General features: G+C 68.7%; 16 protein-coding genes. 9 read left to right on the forward strand and 7 right to left on the reverse strand.

Features of this window, described 5'->3' with window-relative positions:
* Nucleotides 1-6: 6 nt before the first annotated feature.
* Complete coding sequence (locus FA702_RS16255; protein WP_136956942.1) at nt 7-1,842, reverse strand: DUF885 family protein; 1,836 nt, start codon at nt 1,840-1,842, stop codon at nt 7-9.
* 166 nt (nt 1,843-2,008) lie between these two features.
* On the opposite strand from FA702_RS16255, the gene FA702_RS16260 reads away from it, so the two are divergent.
* Together FA702_RS16260 and FA702_RS16265 are read left to right on the forward strand one after the other, a co-directional pair.
* Nucleotides 2,009-2,368 carry a hypothetical protein gene (locus FA702_RS16260; RefSeq protein WP_136956943.1) on the forward strand — a complete coding sequence of 120 codons (360 nt, stop codon included), beginning with the start codon at nt 2,009-2,011 and terminating at the stop codon, nt 2,366-2,368.
* Nucleotides 2,369-2,377: 9 nt separating this feature from the next.
* A complete protein-coding gene (locus FA702_RS16265) occupies nt 2,378-2,578 on the forward strand; it encodes a hypothetical protein (protein WP_136956944.1) in 201 nt (66 codons plus the stop codon).
* 53 nt (nt 2,579-2,631) lie between these two features.
* Here the strand turns inward: FA702_RS16265 and FA702_RS16270 are convergent, their stop codons facing one another.
* The gene (locus FA702_RS16270) at nt 2,632-3,288 is read right to left on the reverse strand and encodes an alpha/beta hydrolase (RefSeq protein ID WP_136956945.1); all 657 of its coding nucleotides are present in this window, start codon (nt 3,286-3,288) and stop codon (nt 2,632-2,634) included.
* 138 nt (nt 3,289-3,426) lie between these two features.
* Between FA702_RS16270 and FA702_RS16275 the strand changes: the two genes are divergently transcribed.
* The 5 genes from FA702_RS16275 to FA702_RS16295 all read left to right on the forward strand — a co-directional run bounded on the left by FA702_RS16275 (nt 3,427) and on the right by FA702_RS16295 (nt 9,154).
* Nucleotides 3,427-4,494: a cysteine desulfurase family protein gene (locus FA702_RS16275; RefSeq protein ID WP_136956946.1), complete on the forward strand. Its 1,068-nt coding sequence runs from the start codon at nt 3,427-3,429 to the stop codon at nt 4,492-4,494.
* Nucleotides 4,491-5,597 carry a cysteine desulfurase family protein gene (locus FA702_RS16280; RefSeq protein WP_136956947.1) on the forward strand — a complete coding sequence of 369 codons (1,107 nt, stop codon included), beginning with the start codon at nt 4,491-4,493 and terminating at the stop codon, nt 5,595-5,597. The genes FA702_RS16275 and FA702_RS16280 overlap by 4 nt, the downstream gene beginning before the upstream one ends.
* Nucleotides 5,576-5,908: a 2Fe-2S iron-sulfur cluster-binding protein gene (locus tag FA702_RS16285; RefSeq protein WP_124808442.1), complete on the forward strand. Its 333-nt coding sequence runs from the start codon at nt 5,576-5,578 to the stop codon at nt 5,906-5,908. The genes FA702_RS16280 and FA702_RS16285 overlap by 22 nt, the downstream gene beginning before the upstream one ends.
* 73 nt (nt 5,909-5,981) lie before the next feature.
* Complete coding sequence (gene parC / locus FA702_RS16290) at nt 5,982-8,276, forward strand: DNA topoisomerase IV subunit A (RefSeq protein ID WP_136956948.1); 2,295 nt, start codon at nt 5,982-5,984, stop codon at nt 8,274-8,276.
* A 104-nt stretch (nt 8,277-8,380) separates the two neighbouring features.
* Nucleotides 8,381-9,154 carry an SDR family NAD(P)-dependent oxidoreductase gene (locus FA702_RS16295; RefSeq protein ID WP_136956949.1) on the forward strand — a complete coding sequence of 258 codons (774 nt, stop codon included), beginning with the start codon at nt 8,381-8,383 and terminating at the stop codon, nt 9,152-9,154.
* Between the two features lie 38 nt (nt 9,155-9,192).
* Here the strand turns inward: FA702_RS16295 and FA702_RS16300 are convergent, their stop codons facing one another.
* Nucleotides 9,193-9,531, reverse strand: coding sequence for a hypothetical protein (locus FA702_RS16300; protein ID WP_136956950.1), 339 nt, complete (start codon nt 9,529-9,531; stop codon nt 9,193-9,195).
* Between the two features lie 66 nt (nt 9,532-9,597).
* Nucleotides 9,598-11,673: a protein-disulfide reductase DsbD gene (locus tag FA702_RS16305; protein WP_136956951.1), complete on the reverse strand. Its 2,076-nt coding sequence runs from the start codon at nt 11,671-11,673 to the stop codon at nt 9,598-9,600.
* A 133-nt stretch (nt 11,674-11,806) separates the two neighbouring features.
* Between FA702_RS16305 and FA702_RS16310 the strand changes: the two genes are divergently transcribed.
* A complete protein-coding gene (locus FA702_RS16310) occupies nt 11,807-13,504 on the forward strand; it encodes an alkaline phosphatase family protein (protein WP_136957477.1) in 1,698 nt (565 codons plus the stop codon).
* A 41-nt stretch (nt 13,505-13,545) separates the two neighbouring features.
* On the forward strand, nt 13,546-14,763 hold the full coding sequence (locus FA702_RS16315; RefSeq protein ID WP_136957478.1) for a UbiH/UbiF/VisC/COQ6 family ubiquinone biosynthesis hydroxylase: 1,218 nt from the start codon (nt 13,546-13,548) through the stop codon (nt 14,761-14,763).
* A gap of 3 nt (nt 14,764-14,766) precedes the next feature.
* Here the strand turns inward: FA702_RS16315 and FA702_RS16320 are convergent, their stop codons facing one another.
* From FA702_RS16320 to hemC, 3 genes are read right to left on the reverse strand one after another with little or no spacing between them, the layout of a single operon-like run.
* Entirely contained in the window at nt 14,767-15,699 is a 933-nt protein-coding gene (locus FA702_RS16320; RefSeq protein WP_136956952.1) for a hypothetical protein, read from the reverse strand.
* A gap of 31 nt (nt 15,700-15,730) precedes the next feature.
* The gene (locus tag FA702_RS16325) at nt 15,731-16,414 is read right to left on the reverse strand and encodes a uroporphyrinogen-III synthase (RefSeq protein WP_136956953.1); all 684 of its coding nucleotides are present in this window, start codon (nt 16,412-16,414) and stop codon (nt 15,731-15,733) included.
* Between the two features lie 16 nt (nt 16,415-16,430).
* Complete coding sequence (hemC, locus tag FA702_RS16330) at nt 16,431-17,315, reverse strand: hydroxymethylbilane synthase (protein ID WP_255504824.1); 885 nt, start codon at nt 17,313-17,315, stop codon at nt 16,431-16,433.
* Nucleotides 17,316-17,323: the final 8 nt, after the last annotated feature.

Consider the following 17,323-nt stretch of genomic DNA (forward strand, 5'->3'; position numbering starts at 1 on the left):
GCGGCGCTATTTTCCGGCCGTGCGGATATATTCGTCGATGTTGAGCCCCAGCACGTCGAGCGGAACGTTGCCGCCGCCGACCACCGCATCGTCGAAATCGCGCAGGTCGAAGCGAGCGCCCAATGCCGCCTTCGCGCGGGCGCGCTGGCGCAGGATCTCGCTATGGCCGATCTTGTAGCCGCAGGCTTGCCCCGGCCAGCTGCAATAGCGATCCACCTCGCTCGTCACCTCGTCGATCCCCGATCCGTTGGTCTCCGCGAACCAGCGGATCGCCTGCTCGCGCGACCAGCGGCGGGAATGCAGCCCGGTATCGACCACCAGGCGGCAAGCGCGGAAGGCGATTGACTGGAGATAGCCGAGCTGGCCGACCGGATCGCCATCGTAGGCGCCCAGTTCGTCGCCCAGCGTTTCGGCATAGAGCGCCCAACCTTCGGTGTAGGCGTTGAATGCCAGAATCGCACGGATCACCGGCAGTTGCTGCGCGTATTCGCCCTGCCAGACGTGGCCGGGCAGGGCTTCGTGATGGACCAGCGTGGGCAGGCTGTACTTGCTGTGCAGGCGCGTGGTGTGGAGGTTGATCCACATGCGCCCGGGCACCGAGCCGTCGATCGATCCGGGGCCGCCATAGGCGCCCGGCGCGCCCGGTTCCTCGGCCAGCGGCAGGCGGCGGACTTCCACATTGCCGCGCGCCAGCTTGCGGAAGGCCAGCGGCAGCTTCCCGCGGATGAAGTCCAGCCGCTTCTGGATGAACGCGACGATCTGGGCGCGTCCTTCGTCGTTGTCGGGGAACTGGAAGCGCGGGTCGTTGCCCAGCGCGGTCATGCGTTCGCCAACGGTGCCCTTGGTGTACCCGAGCCCGCGCAGGATCGGGTCCATACGCGCCTGCAGCGCCTTCAGTTCCTCCTGTCCGAGCTGGTGGATTTCGTCGGGCGTCATGCGCGTGGTGGTGCTGGCGCGTAGCGCCCAGGCGTACCACGCTTCGCCGTCGGGGCGGGTGCTCATGCCCGCGTCGGAGGCCGCGCTGGCACGCTGGCGTCGCAGTTCGGCGATCTGGCGTTCGAGCGCCGGGACGACCTTGCCGGTGGCGATGGAGCGCGCGCGCCCGGCCCAGTCGGCCGCGATGCCTTTCGACTTCGTGCGCCGGTCGATCGAATCGACCAGTCCGCCACCCTGGCGCGCGTCGGCCAGCGAGGCTTCGAGCTGCGCCAGCGCCTTATCGAGCAGGAAATCGGGCGCGATCACTCTCTGCGCTGCCGTATCGCGCAGGCGATCCGTTTCGGCGTCGAGCGTTCCGGGATAGGCGGCGAGGCGCGCGAGATAGGCTTCGGCATCCGCCGCATCGGCGATGGGATGATCCGAATCGAGAAACTTCGGCACGTCGAGATAGGCGCCGACGTTCTGGATCACGACATAGGGCGTGTTGCGGTAATTGCCGACGGTGATGTCGCCATAGGGCAGGGCGAACCCATCGAGCGCGGTCTGGTAGGCGCTTTTGACCACGGCCAGACTGGTGCGCGTGGAATGGTCGAGGCCGGAGGCATCGGTGGCGGCGATCCGGGCCAGATCGGCGCGCAGCAGGGCGGCGATGGCACGTTGCGCGGCCGCCGACTTGTCCCCCAGCTTCGCACGCAGCGCGGCGTGCGCGCCCGTGTCGATGCCAAGGCTTGTGGCGGTTTCGGGGAAGAAATCCAGCAGCCGCCACGCGATGCCGTCCAGCAGGGCGTTGGCGTCCGCCGCCGAGGCGGGGGCTGCGCGGGCCGGGATCGCGAAGGCGGCGGCGGTGGCGCCTAGGCCGCCCAAGGCGGCGCGGCGGGTGATTCCGTTCGTTTCGTGCGTAACCATGCCGCAACCCTGTCCGCGCGGCGGTGGGAAGTCAAACGCGGCTTGCCGGCTCCGCCTTTTTGGCTTTGTCCAGCACAACTTACGCTGCGCCGGCGAATGTTGCACTGGAACTGGCGCGCCGTCCCGCTAGGCTGTGGTTCGGAGCCCAATCGCAGGAGTCTTCCTCATGAGCATTTTCGATTCGATTCTCGGCCAGATCAGCAGCAACGTGGATGTGAAGAACCTTGCCGCCAAGGTTGGCATCGATCCCGCGACGGCCGAAACCGCCATCGCCGCATTGGCCGCCGGCCACCAGGCCAAGGGTGACACGATCGAGACCGCCGCCGCCAATTCGGGCGTCGACGCTGGCGTGCTTCAGCAGATCGTGGGGCATATCGGGGGCGAAGGTTCGCTCGGCCAGTTCGCCTCGATGATCGGCAGCCATCCCGAAGCGCTGGACAAGATCACCGGCTTTCTTGACAAGGATCAGGACGGCAGCGTGATGGATGATATCGCGGGTATGGCGCAGGGCTTCCTCAAGAGCTAACGCCTATCGATGCTCGACGCCGTCCTGTCCATGTTGATGCTTGCCGCCATCGCACTGGCGGCGGGCGCGTTCGTCCTGTTCCGGCGCGGGGAGCGCAAGCGCCCCGTGCTGATGCTGGTGCTGGCGGCGGTGATGTTGGTGAACCTCGGCATCTGGACGCTGCCCGATGCCGGGGGCAACACGCTGGCGCAGAATACGCAGCCGCAATAGGGCTTTGCCCAGCGGACCGGCGGGCCGTGCCTAAGCAGGCCCACCGCTTTCGCTCACTTGATCGGGCAGTCCGGCGAAAGCCGCATGTCCAGATAATTGTCGACCGACTTCATCAGATCGTCGAGTTCGTTCTCGAAGAAGTGATTGGCGCGCGGAATCTCGTCATGGTGGATCGTGATGTGCTTCTGCGTGCGCAGCTTGTCGACCAGCTTCTGCACCGCGTTGGGCGTCACCACCGTATCGGCGTTGCCCTGCACGATGATGCCCGAGGCGGGGCAGGGGGCGAGGAAGCTGAAGTCATACATGTTGGCCGGCGGCGCGACCGAGATGAAGCCCCGGATTTCCGGACGGCGCATCAGCAACTGCATGCCGATCAGCGCGCCGAAGCTGTAGCCGGCGATCCACGTGGTCGAGGCTTCGGGGTGGATGGACTGCACCCAGTCGAGCGCGGCGGCCGCGTCCGACAGTTCGCCGATGCCGTTGTCGAAGCTGCCCTGGCTGCGCCCGACGCCGCGGAAGTTGAAGCGCAGCGTGGCGAAACCGCGCGCCACGAAGGTCTTGTACAGAGCCTGCGTGATGCGATCGTTCATCGTGCCGCCCGCTTGCGGGTGCGGATGCAGGATCATGGCCACGGGCGCGCGCGAACGGGTGGCGGGCTGGAAGCGGCCTTCAAGGCGGCCTTCGGGACCGGGGAAGATGACTGCGGGCATCGTGTGACCTGGTTATCCTGCTTGCAAAGCCGCGCTGGCGGAAAATGCCGGGGCTGGGATTTGGAACGAAGCGCTATATAGAAACGCCGCCCCCGAAAGCAATGTTTCCGGCGCGATCATAACGGGACACGTGATTCCTTGCCTGCCGAACCGCTCTATCTTGACCATGCCGCCACCACCCCGTTGCTGCCGCAGGCGCGCGCCGCGCTGGTGGAGGGCTTCGACGCGTGGGCCAATCCGTCCAGCCCGCACAAGCCGGGCCGCGCGGCGCGCGCCTTGCTGGAGGGCGCGCGGGCGCGGGTTGCGGCCGCGCTGGGGTGGGAGCGCGAGACGGTGTTCACCAGCGGGGCGAGCGAGGCGCTGGCCCTGGCGATCCGTCGTGCCAAAGTGGAGCGGGTTGTCACGTCGGCGGTGGAGCACGAGGCGGTGCTGCGTCTCGCCGGGACCGGTGCGGCTCGCCTGCCGGTCGATGCCAACGGGCTGGTGAACCTTGCCGCGCTGGAAGACGTGCTGGCCGATGGCCCGCGAACGCTCGTCTGCGTGCAGCAGGTCAACAGCGAGACGGGCGTGATCCAGCCGCTGGCGGAGATCGCCGCGCTGGTGCGTGCCGCGGGTGGCATCCTGCTGGCGGACGCGGCGCAGGGCGCGGGCAAGATCGCCTTGCCCGATGCCGACCTGATCGCGCTTTCGGCACACAAGTTCGGCGGGCCGATCGGCATCGGCGCGCTGCTGATCCGCGATTTCGCGCTGCTGGAGGCGCCCGGAGGGCAGGAGCGGGGTTATCGCGGGGGGACCGAGAACATGCCGGCCGCGCTGGCCATGGCGGCGGCGCTGGAAGCCGGCGATGGCTGGATGGCGGAAGCGGCCCGCCTGCGCGATCTGCTGGACGCCCAATTGCAGGCGGCGGGGGCGGAGGTCATCGCGTCTGCCGCGCCGCGCTGCCCGACGATCGGCGGCTATCGGATGCCCGGCGTTTCATCGGCCGCGCAACTGATCCGCTTCGACAGCATGGGGATCGCGGTGTCCGCCGGCAGCGCCTGTTCCTCGGGCAGCCTGCGGCCCAGCCATGTGCTGTCCGCGATGGGCCTCGATGCCAAAGCGGCCGGCGAAGTGCTGCGCGTGAGCATCGGGCGCGAGACCGACGAGGCCGCGATCGCGCGCTTCGTCGCGGCATGGCGCGACATCGCCGGGAGCGCGCGGGCGTGATCTATCTCGACTATCAGGCGACCACTCCGCTCGCGCCCGAGGCGCGAGAGGCGATGATGCCCTGGATGGCGGGGCCTGAAGCGATGGGCTTCGCCAATCCGCACAGCCCGCACCGCGCCGGGCGTGCCGCTGCGGCGGCCGTGGAGGTGGCGCGCGAGCAGGTGGCGGCCTTGCTGCCGGCGGGTGGACGCGTGATCTTCACCTCGGGCGCGACCGAGGCGCTCAACCTTGCCATTTTCGGCAGCGGCGCGCGGCGGCTGGCGGTTTCGGCGATCGAGCACGCGGCGGTGCTGGATACGGCGCGCGCCGCCGATCCCGGCGTGGCGCTGCTGCCGGTCGATCCGCAGGGGCTGGTCGATGCCGACGCGCCGTTGCCCGCCGGTACCGATCTGGTCGCGGTGATGCAGGTCAACAACGAGATCGGCACGATCCAGCCGGTCGCCGAACTGGCGCGGCGCGTTCGTGCGCAAGGCGCGCTGTTCCTGTGCGATGCGGTGCAGGGCGCGGGCAAGATTGCGCCGCCGCAGGACGCGGACCTGATCGCCATCTCCGCGCACAAGCTTTACGGCCCCAAGGGCATCGGCGCGTTGTGGGTGCGCGACGGGATCGACCTGAAGCCACTGATCCACGGCGGTGGGCAGGAAGGCGGGCTGCGGTCCGGCACGCTTTCGCCTGCGCTCTGTGCCGGCTTCGGCGCGGCGGCGGCGCTGTGCGCAAGGCTGGGGGAAAGCGATGCGGCGCATGTGGGCAACTTGTGGAAAAGGGCGCGCGCGGCGCTGACCGGCTGGACGCTGAACGGGAGCGAAACGATGCGCTGGCATGGCAACCTGAACCTGCGGCTGGCCGGGCTGGACGTGGCGCGGTTGCTGTCGGAATGCCGGAACGTGGCGTTTTCAGCCGGTTCGGCCTGCGCCAGCGGGTCCGGCAGGCCAAGCCATGTCTTGCGCGCGATCGGACTTTCGGACAGGGATACCAAAACCGCGATCCGGCTGGGCTTCGGTCGCTATACGAGGGAAGAGGATCTGGACGAGGGCGTCGCGGCGATTATCGCCGCGGCAAGGTCGCAGGGAGTTGCATTGCCATGGTCCGAGTCACCTTCGTAACGCCCGAAAACGAGCGCGTCGTGGTCGACGGCGCGGAAGGACAGCGCCTGCTGGAACTGGGCCAGAACGCCGGGATGCCGCTGGAAGGCACGTGCGAGGGGCAGATGGCCTGCTCCACCTGCCACGTCATCGTCGCGCCGGACTGGTTCGACCGGTTGCCCGCCGCCGTGGACGACGAGGAAGACATGCTCGATCTGGCCGCCGGCGTCAGCCGCACCAGCCGGCTATCTTGCCAGATACTGCTGACCGCCGATCTCGATGGGCTGGAAGTGCGCATCCCGGCCGAGGCGCGGGACATGCAGCGCGTCTGAAACCGCCCGGAAAGCGGGGGATTTCGGCATCCACGGAGTTCCCCTGTCCGCTTCGCGTTGCTAGGACGTTCACATGGCGACCGATACCACCGACACTGGCGAGCCCGATCCGTTCGACGCGATCGTCGATGCGCCTTTCGATTCCGCCCTTTCCGAGCGCTATCTCGTGTATGCCCTGTCGACGATCACGGCGCGGTCGCTGCCGGATCTGCGCGACGGGCTGAAGCCGGTCCACCGCCGCCTGCTGTGGGCCATGCGGCAATTGAAGCTCGATCCCACCGGCGCGTTCAAGAAATCGGCGCGCGTGGTGGGCGACGTGATCGGCAAGTACCACCCGCACGGCGATGCTTCGGTCTACGACGCCATGGTCCGTCTCGCCCAGGATTTCGCGCTGCGCTATCCGCTGGTCGAAGGGCAGGGCAATTTCGGCAATATCGATGGCGATAACGCCGCCGCCTATCGCTACACCGAAGCGCGATTGACGCGCACCGCGATCCGCCTGATGGCGGGGCTGGACGAAGGCACCGTCGATTTCGTGCCGACTTACAACGGCGAGGAGGAAGAGCCGGAAATCTTCCCCGGCCTGTTCCCCAACCTGCTCGCCAACGGCGCCAGCGGCATTGCCGTGGGCATGGCCACCAACATCCCCAGCCACAACGTGGCCGAGATCGTCGACGCCACGCTGCTGCTGATCGACAACCCGCATGTCGAACACGCGCAGTTGATGGAGGTGTTCCACGGGCCGGACTTCCCCACCGGCGGTGTGGTGGTGGACAGCGCGGCCGCTATTTCCGCCGCCTATGAAACCGGGCGGGGACCGATCCGTGTGCGCGGGCGCTTTTCCACCGGGCGCGGGGAGGACGGCGCGTGGGAGGAAACCGGCGTCGAGAAGCTGGGCAGCGGGCAATGGCAGCTGGTGGTCAGCGAAATTCCCTACATGGTGCAGAAGGGCAAGCTGATCGAGCAGATCGCTCAGTTGATCGCCGACAAGAAACTGCCGATCCTGGAAGACGTGCGCGATGAGAGCGACGAGCAGATCCGCCTCGTGCTCGTGCCCAAGAGCCGCAACGTCGATCCGGAGCTGCTCAAGGAATCGCTCTACCGGCTGACCGACCTCGAAACGCGCTTCGGTCTGAACCTCAACGTACTGGATTCACGGCGAACGCCGGGCGTGCTGGGGTTGAAGCTGATCCTCCAGGAATGGGTCATCAGCCAGATCGACATCCTGCTGCGCCGCACCACGCACCGGCTGGAAAAGATCGCGGCGCGGCTGGAACTGCTCGAAGGCTATATCATTGCCTACCTCAACCTCGACCGGATCATCGAGATCATCCGGACCGAGGATGAGCCCAAGCCGGTGATGATGGCGGAATTCGGCCTGACCGACCGCCAGGCCGAGGCGATTCTCAACATGCGGCTGCGCAGCTTGCGCAAGCTTGAGGAAATGGAACTGCGCAAGGAGCGCGACGAACTGCTGGCCGAGCAGGACGATCTCCAGAAGCTGCTCGACAGCCCGGCGCGCCAGCGCACGCGGTTGAAGCGCGATCTGGCCGCGCTGCGCAAGGAATATGCCGAGGACACCCCGCTTGGTCGCCGCCGCACGACCATCGCCGAAGCCGCGCCGGCGCGCGAATTCAGCATGGACGCGATGATCGAGAAGGAGCCGGTGACGGTGATCCTTTCGCAGCGCGGCTGGATCAGGGCGGCCAAGGGGCATCTCCCGCTCGATGGCGATTTCAAGTTCAAGGAAGGCGATGGCCCTGCCTTCGCGCTCCACGCGCAGACCACCGACAAGCTTTTGTTCGCGGTGGACAATGGCCGGTTCTATACGCTGGGCGCAGACAAGCTGCCGGGCGCGCGCGGCTTTGGCGAGCCGATCCGGACGATGGTCGATATCGATCCGGAGGCGCACATCGTCGCCGTGCTGCCCTATCGCGCCAAGGGGCAGCTCCTGCTGGCGGCGAACAGCGGGCGCGGCTTCGCGGCGGAGATGGACGAACTGCTGGCCGAAACGCGAAAGGGGCGCGGCGTCGTCACCACCAAGCCCGGCGTGAAGCTGACCGTGGTGCGCGAGATCGCGCCGGAGCACGATCACGTCGCCGTGGTGGGTGACAACCGCAAGCTGGTGGTCTTCGCGCTGAGCGAAGTGCCGATCCTGGCCAAGGGACAGGGCGTGGCGCTCCAGCGCTATCGTGATGGCGGCCTCTCCGATGCGATCACGTTGCGGCTGGAGGACGGCCTGTCGTGGTCCATGGGCGGGGACAGCGGGCGGACGCGGACCGAGCGCGACCTGATGCTGTGGAAGGTGGCGCGCGGCGCGGCGGGCCGGATGCCGCCGACGGGCTTCCCGCGCGACAACAAGTTCTGAAGCGGGCGGCTGATACCGCGCATTTCGGATTCGCGGCGGCTCCGCCGATGTGTTAACCGGCCGGTTAAATCATCGGCCGGATGATACATCGGAAGGAGAGGACGTTGGACAAGCCCCGCTATTCGCTCGCAGGCCGTATCGCGCTGGTCACCGGTGCGTCGTCCGGGCTGGGCGCGCATCTGGCGCGGCTCTATGCCGCCGCCGGCGCGGCGGTGGTGCTGGGCGCGCGGAGAGTGGAGCGCACGCAGGCGCTGGCCGATGCCATCAAAGAGGCGGGCGGCCGCGCGTTGTCGGTGGCGATGGACGTAACCGACGAAGGCTCCATCGTGGCCGCGTTCGATGCGGCCGAGGCCGCCTTCGGCGCGCCCGACGTGGTGCTGGCAAACGCCGGCCTGGCCGAAGCGGGTCGTTCGATCGATCTTGAACTTGATCGCGTAAACCGCGTGATCGAAACGAATTTCACCGGAGTTTACCTGACAGCGCGCGAAGGCGCCCGGCGCATGATCAACGCGGGATCGAAGCAGACCGAGCGCGGGCGTATCATCCTGACGGGATCGATCACTGCGGACATGACCGGGCAGGGCGATTCCGCCTATGCCGCGACCAAGGCCGCCGTCGCCCACCTCGGCCGCCAGTTCGCGCGCGAATGGGCACGGCTGGGCATCAACGTCAACGTGATCCAGCCGGGCTATATCCGCACCGAGATCGACGGCGACTGGTTCGACAGCGAAGGCGGCAAGGCGCAGATCGCCAGCTGGCCCCGCCGCCGGCTGGCCGATGCCACGGTGCTGGACGATATGGCACTGTTCTTCGCCTCGGACGCTTCCCGTCAGGTAACGGGCGCGCACATCTCGCTGGATGACGGGCAGTCGCTTTAGGGCGGCGTTGGGGCAGGCCTACTGCGGTCTGTTCCGCTTTAGCGGAGCCGCGCTCCCGCCAGAACGCGAACCGGATCGCCGTTTTCGCGGAAGGACAGAAACAGGAGGTAGGGCAACAGAAAACCGGCCCCGCCAAAGAACGCCACGACCGCAAGAAGCAGGCCTGTTGCCGAAAACCCGTTTCGCCACGCGGTCCAGAGAGCGGAGAGAACGAGAAAGCACAGGAAATCCAGGTTGAACTGGCCGGGCCAGGAAACCGTTGCGATGTCGCCGAAGAAAATGGGCAACAAGCCCATGCCATGGCGCGCAATCACGAATACCGTGTAGCCCGCGAGTGTGACCCAGAGGCCCAGCAGGAGAGTGCGGAACACCTTCATGCCTCCAGCTTGCCATTGGGTGCGGCCGTCCGCAATCCCGCCGTGGCGGTAATTGCCGATCCGGCGCTAGTTCCCCGCTGGCAGCCTCGCGAGCAGGTCGGGCGTCAGCACTTGCGGCAATTGCCGGGGTTCTCCGCCGCCCGCCGGATACCACAGGTACAGCGGCACGCCGGCGGCGCCCTGCGCGGTGAGGAAGCGGGTGATCGCGGGGTCGCGGCGGGTCCAGTCGCCCACCAGCACCACCACGCCGGCCTTGCGGAAGGCATCGCGCGTGGTTTCGCGCTCGATCGCCACGCTTTCGTTGACCTTGCACGATAGGCACCAGTCCGCGGTGAAATAGGCGAACACGGGCTTGCCCGCCTTGCGCGCCTGCGCGAGCGCGGCTTCGCTGAACGGCTGGGCGTCCAGGAGACCGGCTTCCCCGGTGCTCGCAGTCGCGCTGACGGTGCGGGGCAGCAGGACCACCGCCGCGCCGGTCAAAGCAAGCGCGGCCAGCGTGCCGGCAAGCGGACGGCGTCCGCCCCGCTGATCGCGCCGCACGAGGGTGAGCGCGCCGACCAGCGCCACGGCGAGAACGACGGCGAGCAGGCCGAAGGTGTCGCCGCCCAGCCGCCAGGCCAGCCAGAACAGCGCGAGCAGGGTGAGTCCCATCGGCACTGCCATGGCGCGGCGGAACCTCTCCATCCAGCCGCCGGGCTTCGGCAGCAGGCGGCGCAGCGCGGGGACGAAGCCGATGGCGAGGAACGGCAGGCCAAGGCCAAGGCCCAACGCGGCAAAGACCGAGAGCGCGGCCCACCACGGCAGCACCAGCGCCGCGCCGACCGCCGCCGCCATGAACGGCCCGGTGCAGGGCGTGGCGACGAACGCGGCGAGCAGGCCCGTGCCGAACGCGCCTTTCGCGCCGGAGGAGGCGGGGGCGCGCGCGCTTTCGAACGAAAGGCCGGGCATCTCGTAAAGCCCGGCGAAATTGGCGGTGATCGCCGTGGCGAGCAGGACCAGCAGCGCGACGACCCATGGTTCCTGCAGCTGGAACGCCCAGCCCACTTCCTCGCCCGCTGCGCGCAAGGCGAGCATCACGCCACCCAGCGCCATGCAGGCGAGCATGACGCCGGCGGTATAGGCCATGCCTTCGACGTGGGCCTGATGGCTGTTGCCGCGCGCCAGGGCCAGCGCCTTGAGGCTGAGAATCGGGAAGACGCACGGCATCACGTTGAGCACGAGGCCGCCCGCCAGCGCGCCGAGAATCGCGGTGAGCAGCGTTGCCAGCGAGAAGCCGGCGGCGGCCGCTCCGCCGACCGGCGTACCGCCGTCGGGCACCGGCCCCGCGCGCGCGACCAGCGCAATGCCGCCGGCATCCCCGCCCAGCGCCAGCACGCCCGAAAGCGTGGTCGGCTGTTCGGCGGATGGCCCCTTGGCGCGGCCGAGTTCCGCGATCAGCGTATCGCCCTGCCGGTAGAATTTCTGCGGCGCGGCGTAGTCGGCCAGCCCTTCGGAGGCGACGAAGAAATGCGGCTGGCCGATCCGCGCGCTGGCCGGGAACGGAATGGCGATGCGCAGCGCCTTGCCGGTGAAGGCAAAGGTGCCGGCGCGATCGAGCGGCGCGGGCAACGCGGCGCGCCAAGCGGCGAAGCGGGTGTCGGCCGTGCCTGCGGTCCCCACGGTCACCGTGCCTTGCAGGTCGGCCTCTTCGGGCACGCAGATCTGGTCGGTGCAGGCGAGCCAGCGCGCCTTGGCGGCGATGGGCAGCGTGGTGCCGGGCTTGGCTTCCTTTGGCAGCGTCAGCGGAACCAGCACGGCATAGTCATGCTCGTACACGTGGTTCATCAGGCCGGAAAGCAACAGCGTCTGCGGCACGGGGAATTCGGGCGCCTCGGCCTTCGCGCCGGCGGGCAGCGTCCAGTCGAGCGACAGGCCGAAGCCGGCATCGCCCGGATTGGACCAGTATCCATGCCAGCCCTTTTCGGGCTGCATCAGCAGCGCGAGCGTGACCGTCTCCCCCGAAGCGGCAGGCTTTTCCGCCAGCAGCGAGGCCTGGATGTGGTTGGCCAGCGCCGCAGAGGGCGCGCCCAGCAGGGCAAGACATACCGCCGTCACAAAAGCGGTTATGGTACGCAGGGTTAGCAACGAAGCCACGGGACGCATGGACCGACCGGACAAGAGGGAACGAGCATGTCTCAGCCCCCTTGCGCCGCAGCCGGCGTGGGGCCTAGACGGGGGTCTAGGGTCAGTGCCTGTCCAAGTCCAGTGCGCGCCCTTCTGGAGTTCCTGAGTGCCCATGATCCGCTGCAACAAGATCGCCCTGCTGCTCGCTGCCGCCGCGCTGCCGTTCTCGCCCGCCGCCATGGCCCGGCCGGCCAAGGCGCCCAAGCCTGCCCCGGCCCCGGTCGAAGCGCCGGCGCCCGCCCCGAAAGGCCCGCCGCGCCTGCTGGTGGCGATCGCGGTGGACCAGTTTTCGGCTGACCTGTTCGCGCAGAACCGGCAGACCTTCACCGGCGGGCTGGCGCGGCTCGAACGCGGCATGGTGTTCCCCGCCGGATACCAGTCGCACGCGGCGACCGAGACGTGCCCCGGCCATTCCACGATCCTGACCGGCAATCGCCCGGCGCACACCGGGATCATCGCCAACAACTGGATCGACCTGTCCGCCGCGCGCGACAACAAGGTGATCTATTGCGCCGAGGACGAGACCAGGACGGCGGCGAATCCCAAGGACTACGTCGCCTCGGTGGGGCATCTGATGGTGCCGACGCTGGGCGAGCGGATGAAGCAGGCCAACCCCGCCAGCCGCAACGTCGCGGTTTCGGGCAAGGACCGCGCCGCGCTGATGATGGGCGGCCATGTGATCGATCAGGTCTATTGGTGGAAGGGCAACGCCTTCACCACGCTGGAAGGACGCAAGCTTGGCCCGACGGCCGTGGCAGAGAACGCGGCGGTGGCCAAGGTGCTGGCCGCCGGCGCGCCGGCGTTCGATCTGCCGGCATGGTGCGTGGCGAAGGACCGCGCGATCACCGCCGGCACCGCCACGGTCGGCACCGGCCGCTTCCCGCTGGCGAAGGACGACGCCACCGGCTTTCGCGTCTCGCCGCGCCTCGATCGCGCAACGCTCGATCTGGCGACGAAGCTGGTCGACGAACAGAAGCTGGGGCAGGGCAGCGCGCCCGACATGCTGGCGGTGAGCCTTTCCGCCACCGACTACATTGGCCACGGCACGGGCACGCAGGGCGCGGAAATGTGCATCCAGGTCCACCAGCTCGATCTGGCGCTGGGTGATTTCTTCGCCGGGCTGGACAAGCGCGGGATCGACTATGCCGTGGTGCTGACCGCCGATCATGGTGGGTTCGACATGCCCGAGCGGCAGGATGAACAGGCCATGCCGCAAGTGACGCGCGTCGATGCCGCGCTCCAGCCCGATGCCATTGGCAAGGCAGTGGCGGAGAAGCTGGGGCTGGATCCCAGGGGGCTGATCCGCTCGGACGGGCCGGCGGGCGACATCTGGTTGCGCCGGGATCTGACGGCGGAGCAGAAGGCCCGCGTCACCGACGAGACCAAGGCGATGTTCGCCGCGCATCCGCAGGTGGCCGCCGTGTTCACCGCCGCCGAAATCGCGGCGACGCCGATGCCGTCCGGCTCGCCCGAAACCTGGACGCTGATCCAGCGCGCCCGCGCCTCGTACTATGCGCCGCGCTCCGGTGATCTGCTGGTGCTGCTGAAGCGCGGTGTGGTGCCGATCGCCAAGCCGGGACCGGGATATGTGGCGACGCACGGATCGCCGTGGGACTATGACCGGCGCGTGCCGATCCTGTTCTGGCGCAAGGGCATGACGCCGTTCGAGCAGCCGGGGCCGGTCGAGACGGTCGATATCGCGCCGACTCTCGCCGGTTTGATCGCGCTCAAGGCGCCCGAGGGGGCATTTGACGGAAGGTGCCTCGATCTCGATGCTGGACCGGGTGACACATGCGGAGCGAATCGTTGAGCGCAAGCGAATCTGAAATGGCCCCAATGACGGCCCCGGAGATGCCACCGGTGACGGCTGATGTCGTGATCCTGGGCGGAGGCCTTGTCGGCATGACGCTGGCGATCGGGCTGGCGCAGGCCGGCATCGCCAGCGTGGTGGTGGACAGCTCCGACCCGGCGGCGCAGACCGCCGACGGATTCGACGGCCGCGCCTCCGCCATCTCCACGGCAAGCTGGAACCTCTATACCAACCTCGGCATGGGTGAGGAACTCGCAGCCAAGGGCTGCCCCATCGACGCCATTGCGGTGACCGACGCAATGAAGCCGGGCCGGATCGATTTCCGCCCCGGCGCTGCCGATGGTTCGCTGGGCAGGATGTACGCCAACCGCGATCTGCGCATCGCGATGTATGCCGCCGCCGCGCGCGAGAAGGCGATCACGTTCCTGCCCAACGCCCATGTCGCCACCCGAGAACGCGACGAACATGGCGTGGCGGTGACGCTGACCGACGGGCGCGTGCTGAAGGGGCAGTTGCTGGTCGCCGCCGAGGGCCGCCGTTCGCCCACGCGCGACGAGGCGGGGTTCACGCCCGCGCGCTGGGACTATGGCCACCGCGCGATCATCACCGGGCTCTATCACGAAAAGCCGCATGAGAACGTGGCCTGGGAAGTGTTCTATCCGGCAGGGCCGTTCGCGCTGCTGCCGCTGCTGGACGAAGCGGACGGCACGCACCGTTCCGCGCTGGTCTGGACCGTGGCGGAAAAGGATGCGGCGGGCGTGCTGGCGCTGCCCGAAAGCGCATTCCTGTCCGAGGTCGAAAAGCGGATGCACGGCATCTTCGGCAAGATCCGACTGGCTTCGCCGCGATCGTCCTATCCGCTGAACTTCCACCACACCGCGCGGATCGTGGACCAGCGGCTGGCGCTGGTGGGCGATGCGGCGCACGGGATGCACCCGATCGCGGGGCAGGGGCTCAATGTCGGCCTGCGCGACGTGGCGGCGCTGGTGGAGGTGCTGGCGGACGGGATGCGGCTGGGGCTGGACGCGGGCGATGCGCAACTTCTGGCGCGCTACGAGCGCTGGCGCGCGGCGGATACGTTCATGGTGGCGGCGGCGACCGACGTGCTGACCCGCCTGTTCGGCATTCCGGGGCGCATCCCCAGCGCGATCCGCCGCTTTGGCATGGCGGGCGTGCAGCGCGCCGCGCCGCTCAAGCGCTGGTTCATGGACGAGGCGCGCGGCATGAGCGGGGCCTTGCCGGCGCTGCTGCGCGGCTGAGGCCTAGCCGGCGGTTCCGGTAGAGGCCGTCGCTGCCGGTTGCTGCGCGGACGGTGGCACGATCGGCCGCGATGGAACCATCGTGGCAGGCGGTGGCGGAGGCGGCGTCACCAGCGCGGCGGTTTCGAGCTGGTCGAGCGCGTGCTGGGTCATCACATAGTCCCGCGCATGGGCCAGCCATTCGGTTGCCGCATCGTGGCCCGGCATCCGCTCCACTTCGATGATCGCCATGTCCACGCGGTTGCCCGCCAGGAAACTGCGCACGCGGTCGACCCGCCGTTCGGGCGTGGGCGAGGGCATGTCGTCATGCCGGATCACGAACAGGTTGCCCATTTCGCGCTTAAACCACTGCCAGCCGCCCTCGTCGGGCGATCCGCCGGTGAGTTGCGGACGCAGGCGTTCGAAGTCTTCGGACAGCGATCCCAGCGTCACGGGCTTGCCCGCCGCCGAGATCACACGGTCCACCGCATTGGGCTGGCTATCACCGAAGCGGATGCGCAACTGTGTTTCCAGATAGCCGAGCGGCTGGCCGCGTTCGATGGCGCGGCGGGCCGCGAAGGCCGCCAGCAGTGCTTCCGCGTGCGTGGCCTGCCCCGATGCGGCCGTGGCCTGCTGGTTGAGTTCGGCAAGCCGCTGTTCAAGCGCGGCGAGCTTGGCGGTCGCGCCGGCCACGGCGGCATCGTTCGCGGCTTTTTCGCCAGCGCTGACAAGCGGCAGCGGCGCGTCAGGCGTTGCTGGCGTTGTGGGAGTCGGACCGAAATTCACACCGCTGGCGTTCAGCGTAAGCAGGCCGTTCTTCCACGCCAGCCAGCCGCCGGCCGCGGAAACGAGAACCAGCAGCAGCAGCCCGACCAGAACGGTTGTCCAGCCACGTCGTCCGCGGCGCGGAATGCTTCCCGGCTGCATGCCCGATTGCATGGTTGTCGTATCCTGCATCTTACTTTTTCATTTGTCCGTGGCCCCGATGTCACACGGTCTGGCACATTTGGAACGCCAGCGCCAGCAGCGCGTGATCGGTTCTTTCCGGCGCTATTCCGGTCTTGCGCCATCCTTCGCGCGCCATTTTCGCGATTCGCGGTGCAAGGCAGGCGATGGAGATGGCGTGGCGGTTCATGTTCGATTCGGTTGTTTCTTGCGCGAAATGCCGCGCCGCCTCTCCCGAATGCAGCGCAACGACCGCGCCTTCCCGCAGGATCGCCCGCAGGGCTGGCGGAAAGGCGAGCGCGCCGACGGCATAGACCACCCGTGTTTCCAGCGAGACCCCGGCCGGCGGCAGCAGCGGCACCCGCTCCTCCCCGGCAAGGCGCAGATACCGGCCGGCGGCAAGGCGCTCCACCATGGGTTGCAGCCCGCCCGTGCCCGCTTCCGCGACCTGAAAGCCCGCGGCGCGCGCGGCGTCGGCCGTGGTCGCGCCCACGGCATGGACGGGCAGGGCGCGCAGTTGCTCGAGCCTTGCTCCGCCGTGCCGGAAGACGTTGGCGCTGCCGGCGAGCAATCCCGTGAAACCAGCGGGCGAGGGTGCGTCCCACGGCAGAGGGGCGACCTCGAACAGGGGAAAGCCGTACGTGTCGATGCCCATGGCGCGGGCGCGGTCCACGGTTTCGCGGTTGCCCGGTTCGGGACGGATCACGATGAGAGGCAGGCTGGCCATGCCTTGTCCGCCCCCGTCAGTGCAGGGCTACGCCATGGAAGTGGACGCGGATGCCTTCCGGCGCCTCGGCCAGCAGGCGATCGGCAAGGCGGGCGGGGGCCGCGTCGTCGCCGGCGGAGAAGTGCTCCGTCGCTTCCACGCGCAGCGCGCCATCCGGGCTGAACAGCGCCGCGCGCAGCGTCAGCCCATCGCCATCGGCCTGCGTATGAAGTGCGATGGGGCTGTGGCAGTTGCCGCCCAGCGCCAGCAGCAGCGCGCGTTCGGCGCGGACGGCGGCGTGGGTCGGTGCGTGATTGATCGCGGCCAGCCAGCCGCGCACATCGGGTCGCGCGGTCAGGCATTCGATGCCGATCGCGCCTTGCGCCGGGGCCGGCAGCCAGCGCTCCGCCGGCAGCGGATGGCCCACGCCCGATTGGCCCAGCCGGACAAGGCCAGCGGCGGCCAGCAGCGTCACGTCCGCTTCGCCGGCCTGGAGCTTGGCGAGCCGCGTGGCGACGTTGCCGCGGAACGGCACGATCGAAAGGTCGGGCCGCGCGTGGAGCATCTGCGCCGCCCGGCGCGGCGCGCTGGTGCCCACGCGCGCGCCGGGCGGGATCGCCGCGACGCTTTCCGCGCCCACCAGCACGTCGCGCACGTCCGCGCGAGGCAGCACGGCGGCGATCGTGAGTTCGGCGGGGCGGATTGTTTCCACGTCCTTCATCGAATGGACCGCGAAATCGATCTCGCCCGAAGCCAGCCAGCCATCGAGTTCCTTGGTCCACAGCGCCTTGCCGCCGATCTCGGCGAGCGGGCGGTCCTGGATGCGATCCCCGCTGGCGATGACGGGCACGATTTCGACCGCTTCGGCGGGCCAGCCGTGCGCCGCGCACAGCCGGTCGCGCGCCTCGTGCGCCTGCGCCATGGCGAGCG

Source organism: Novosphingobium sp. EMRT-2, assembly GCF_005145025.1.
Taxonomy (GTDB): domain Bacteria; phylum Pseudomonadota; class Alphaproteobacteria; order Sphingomonadales; family Sphingomonadaceae; genus Novosphingobium.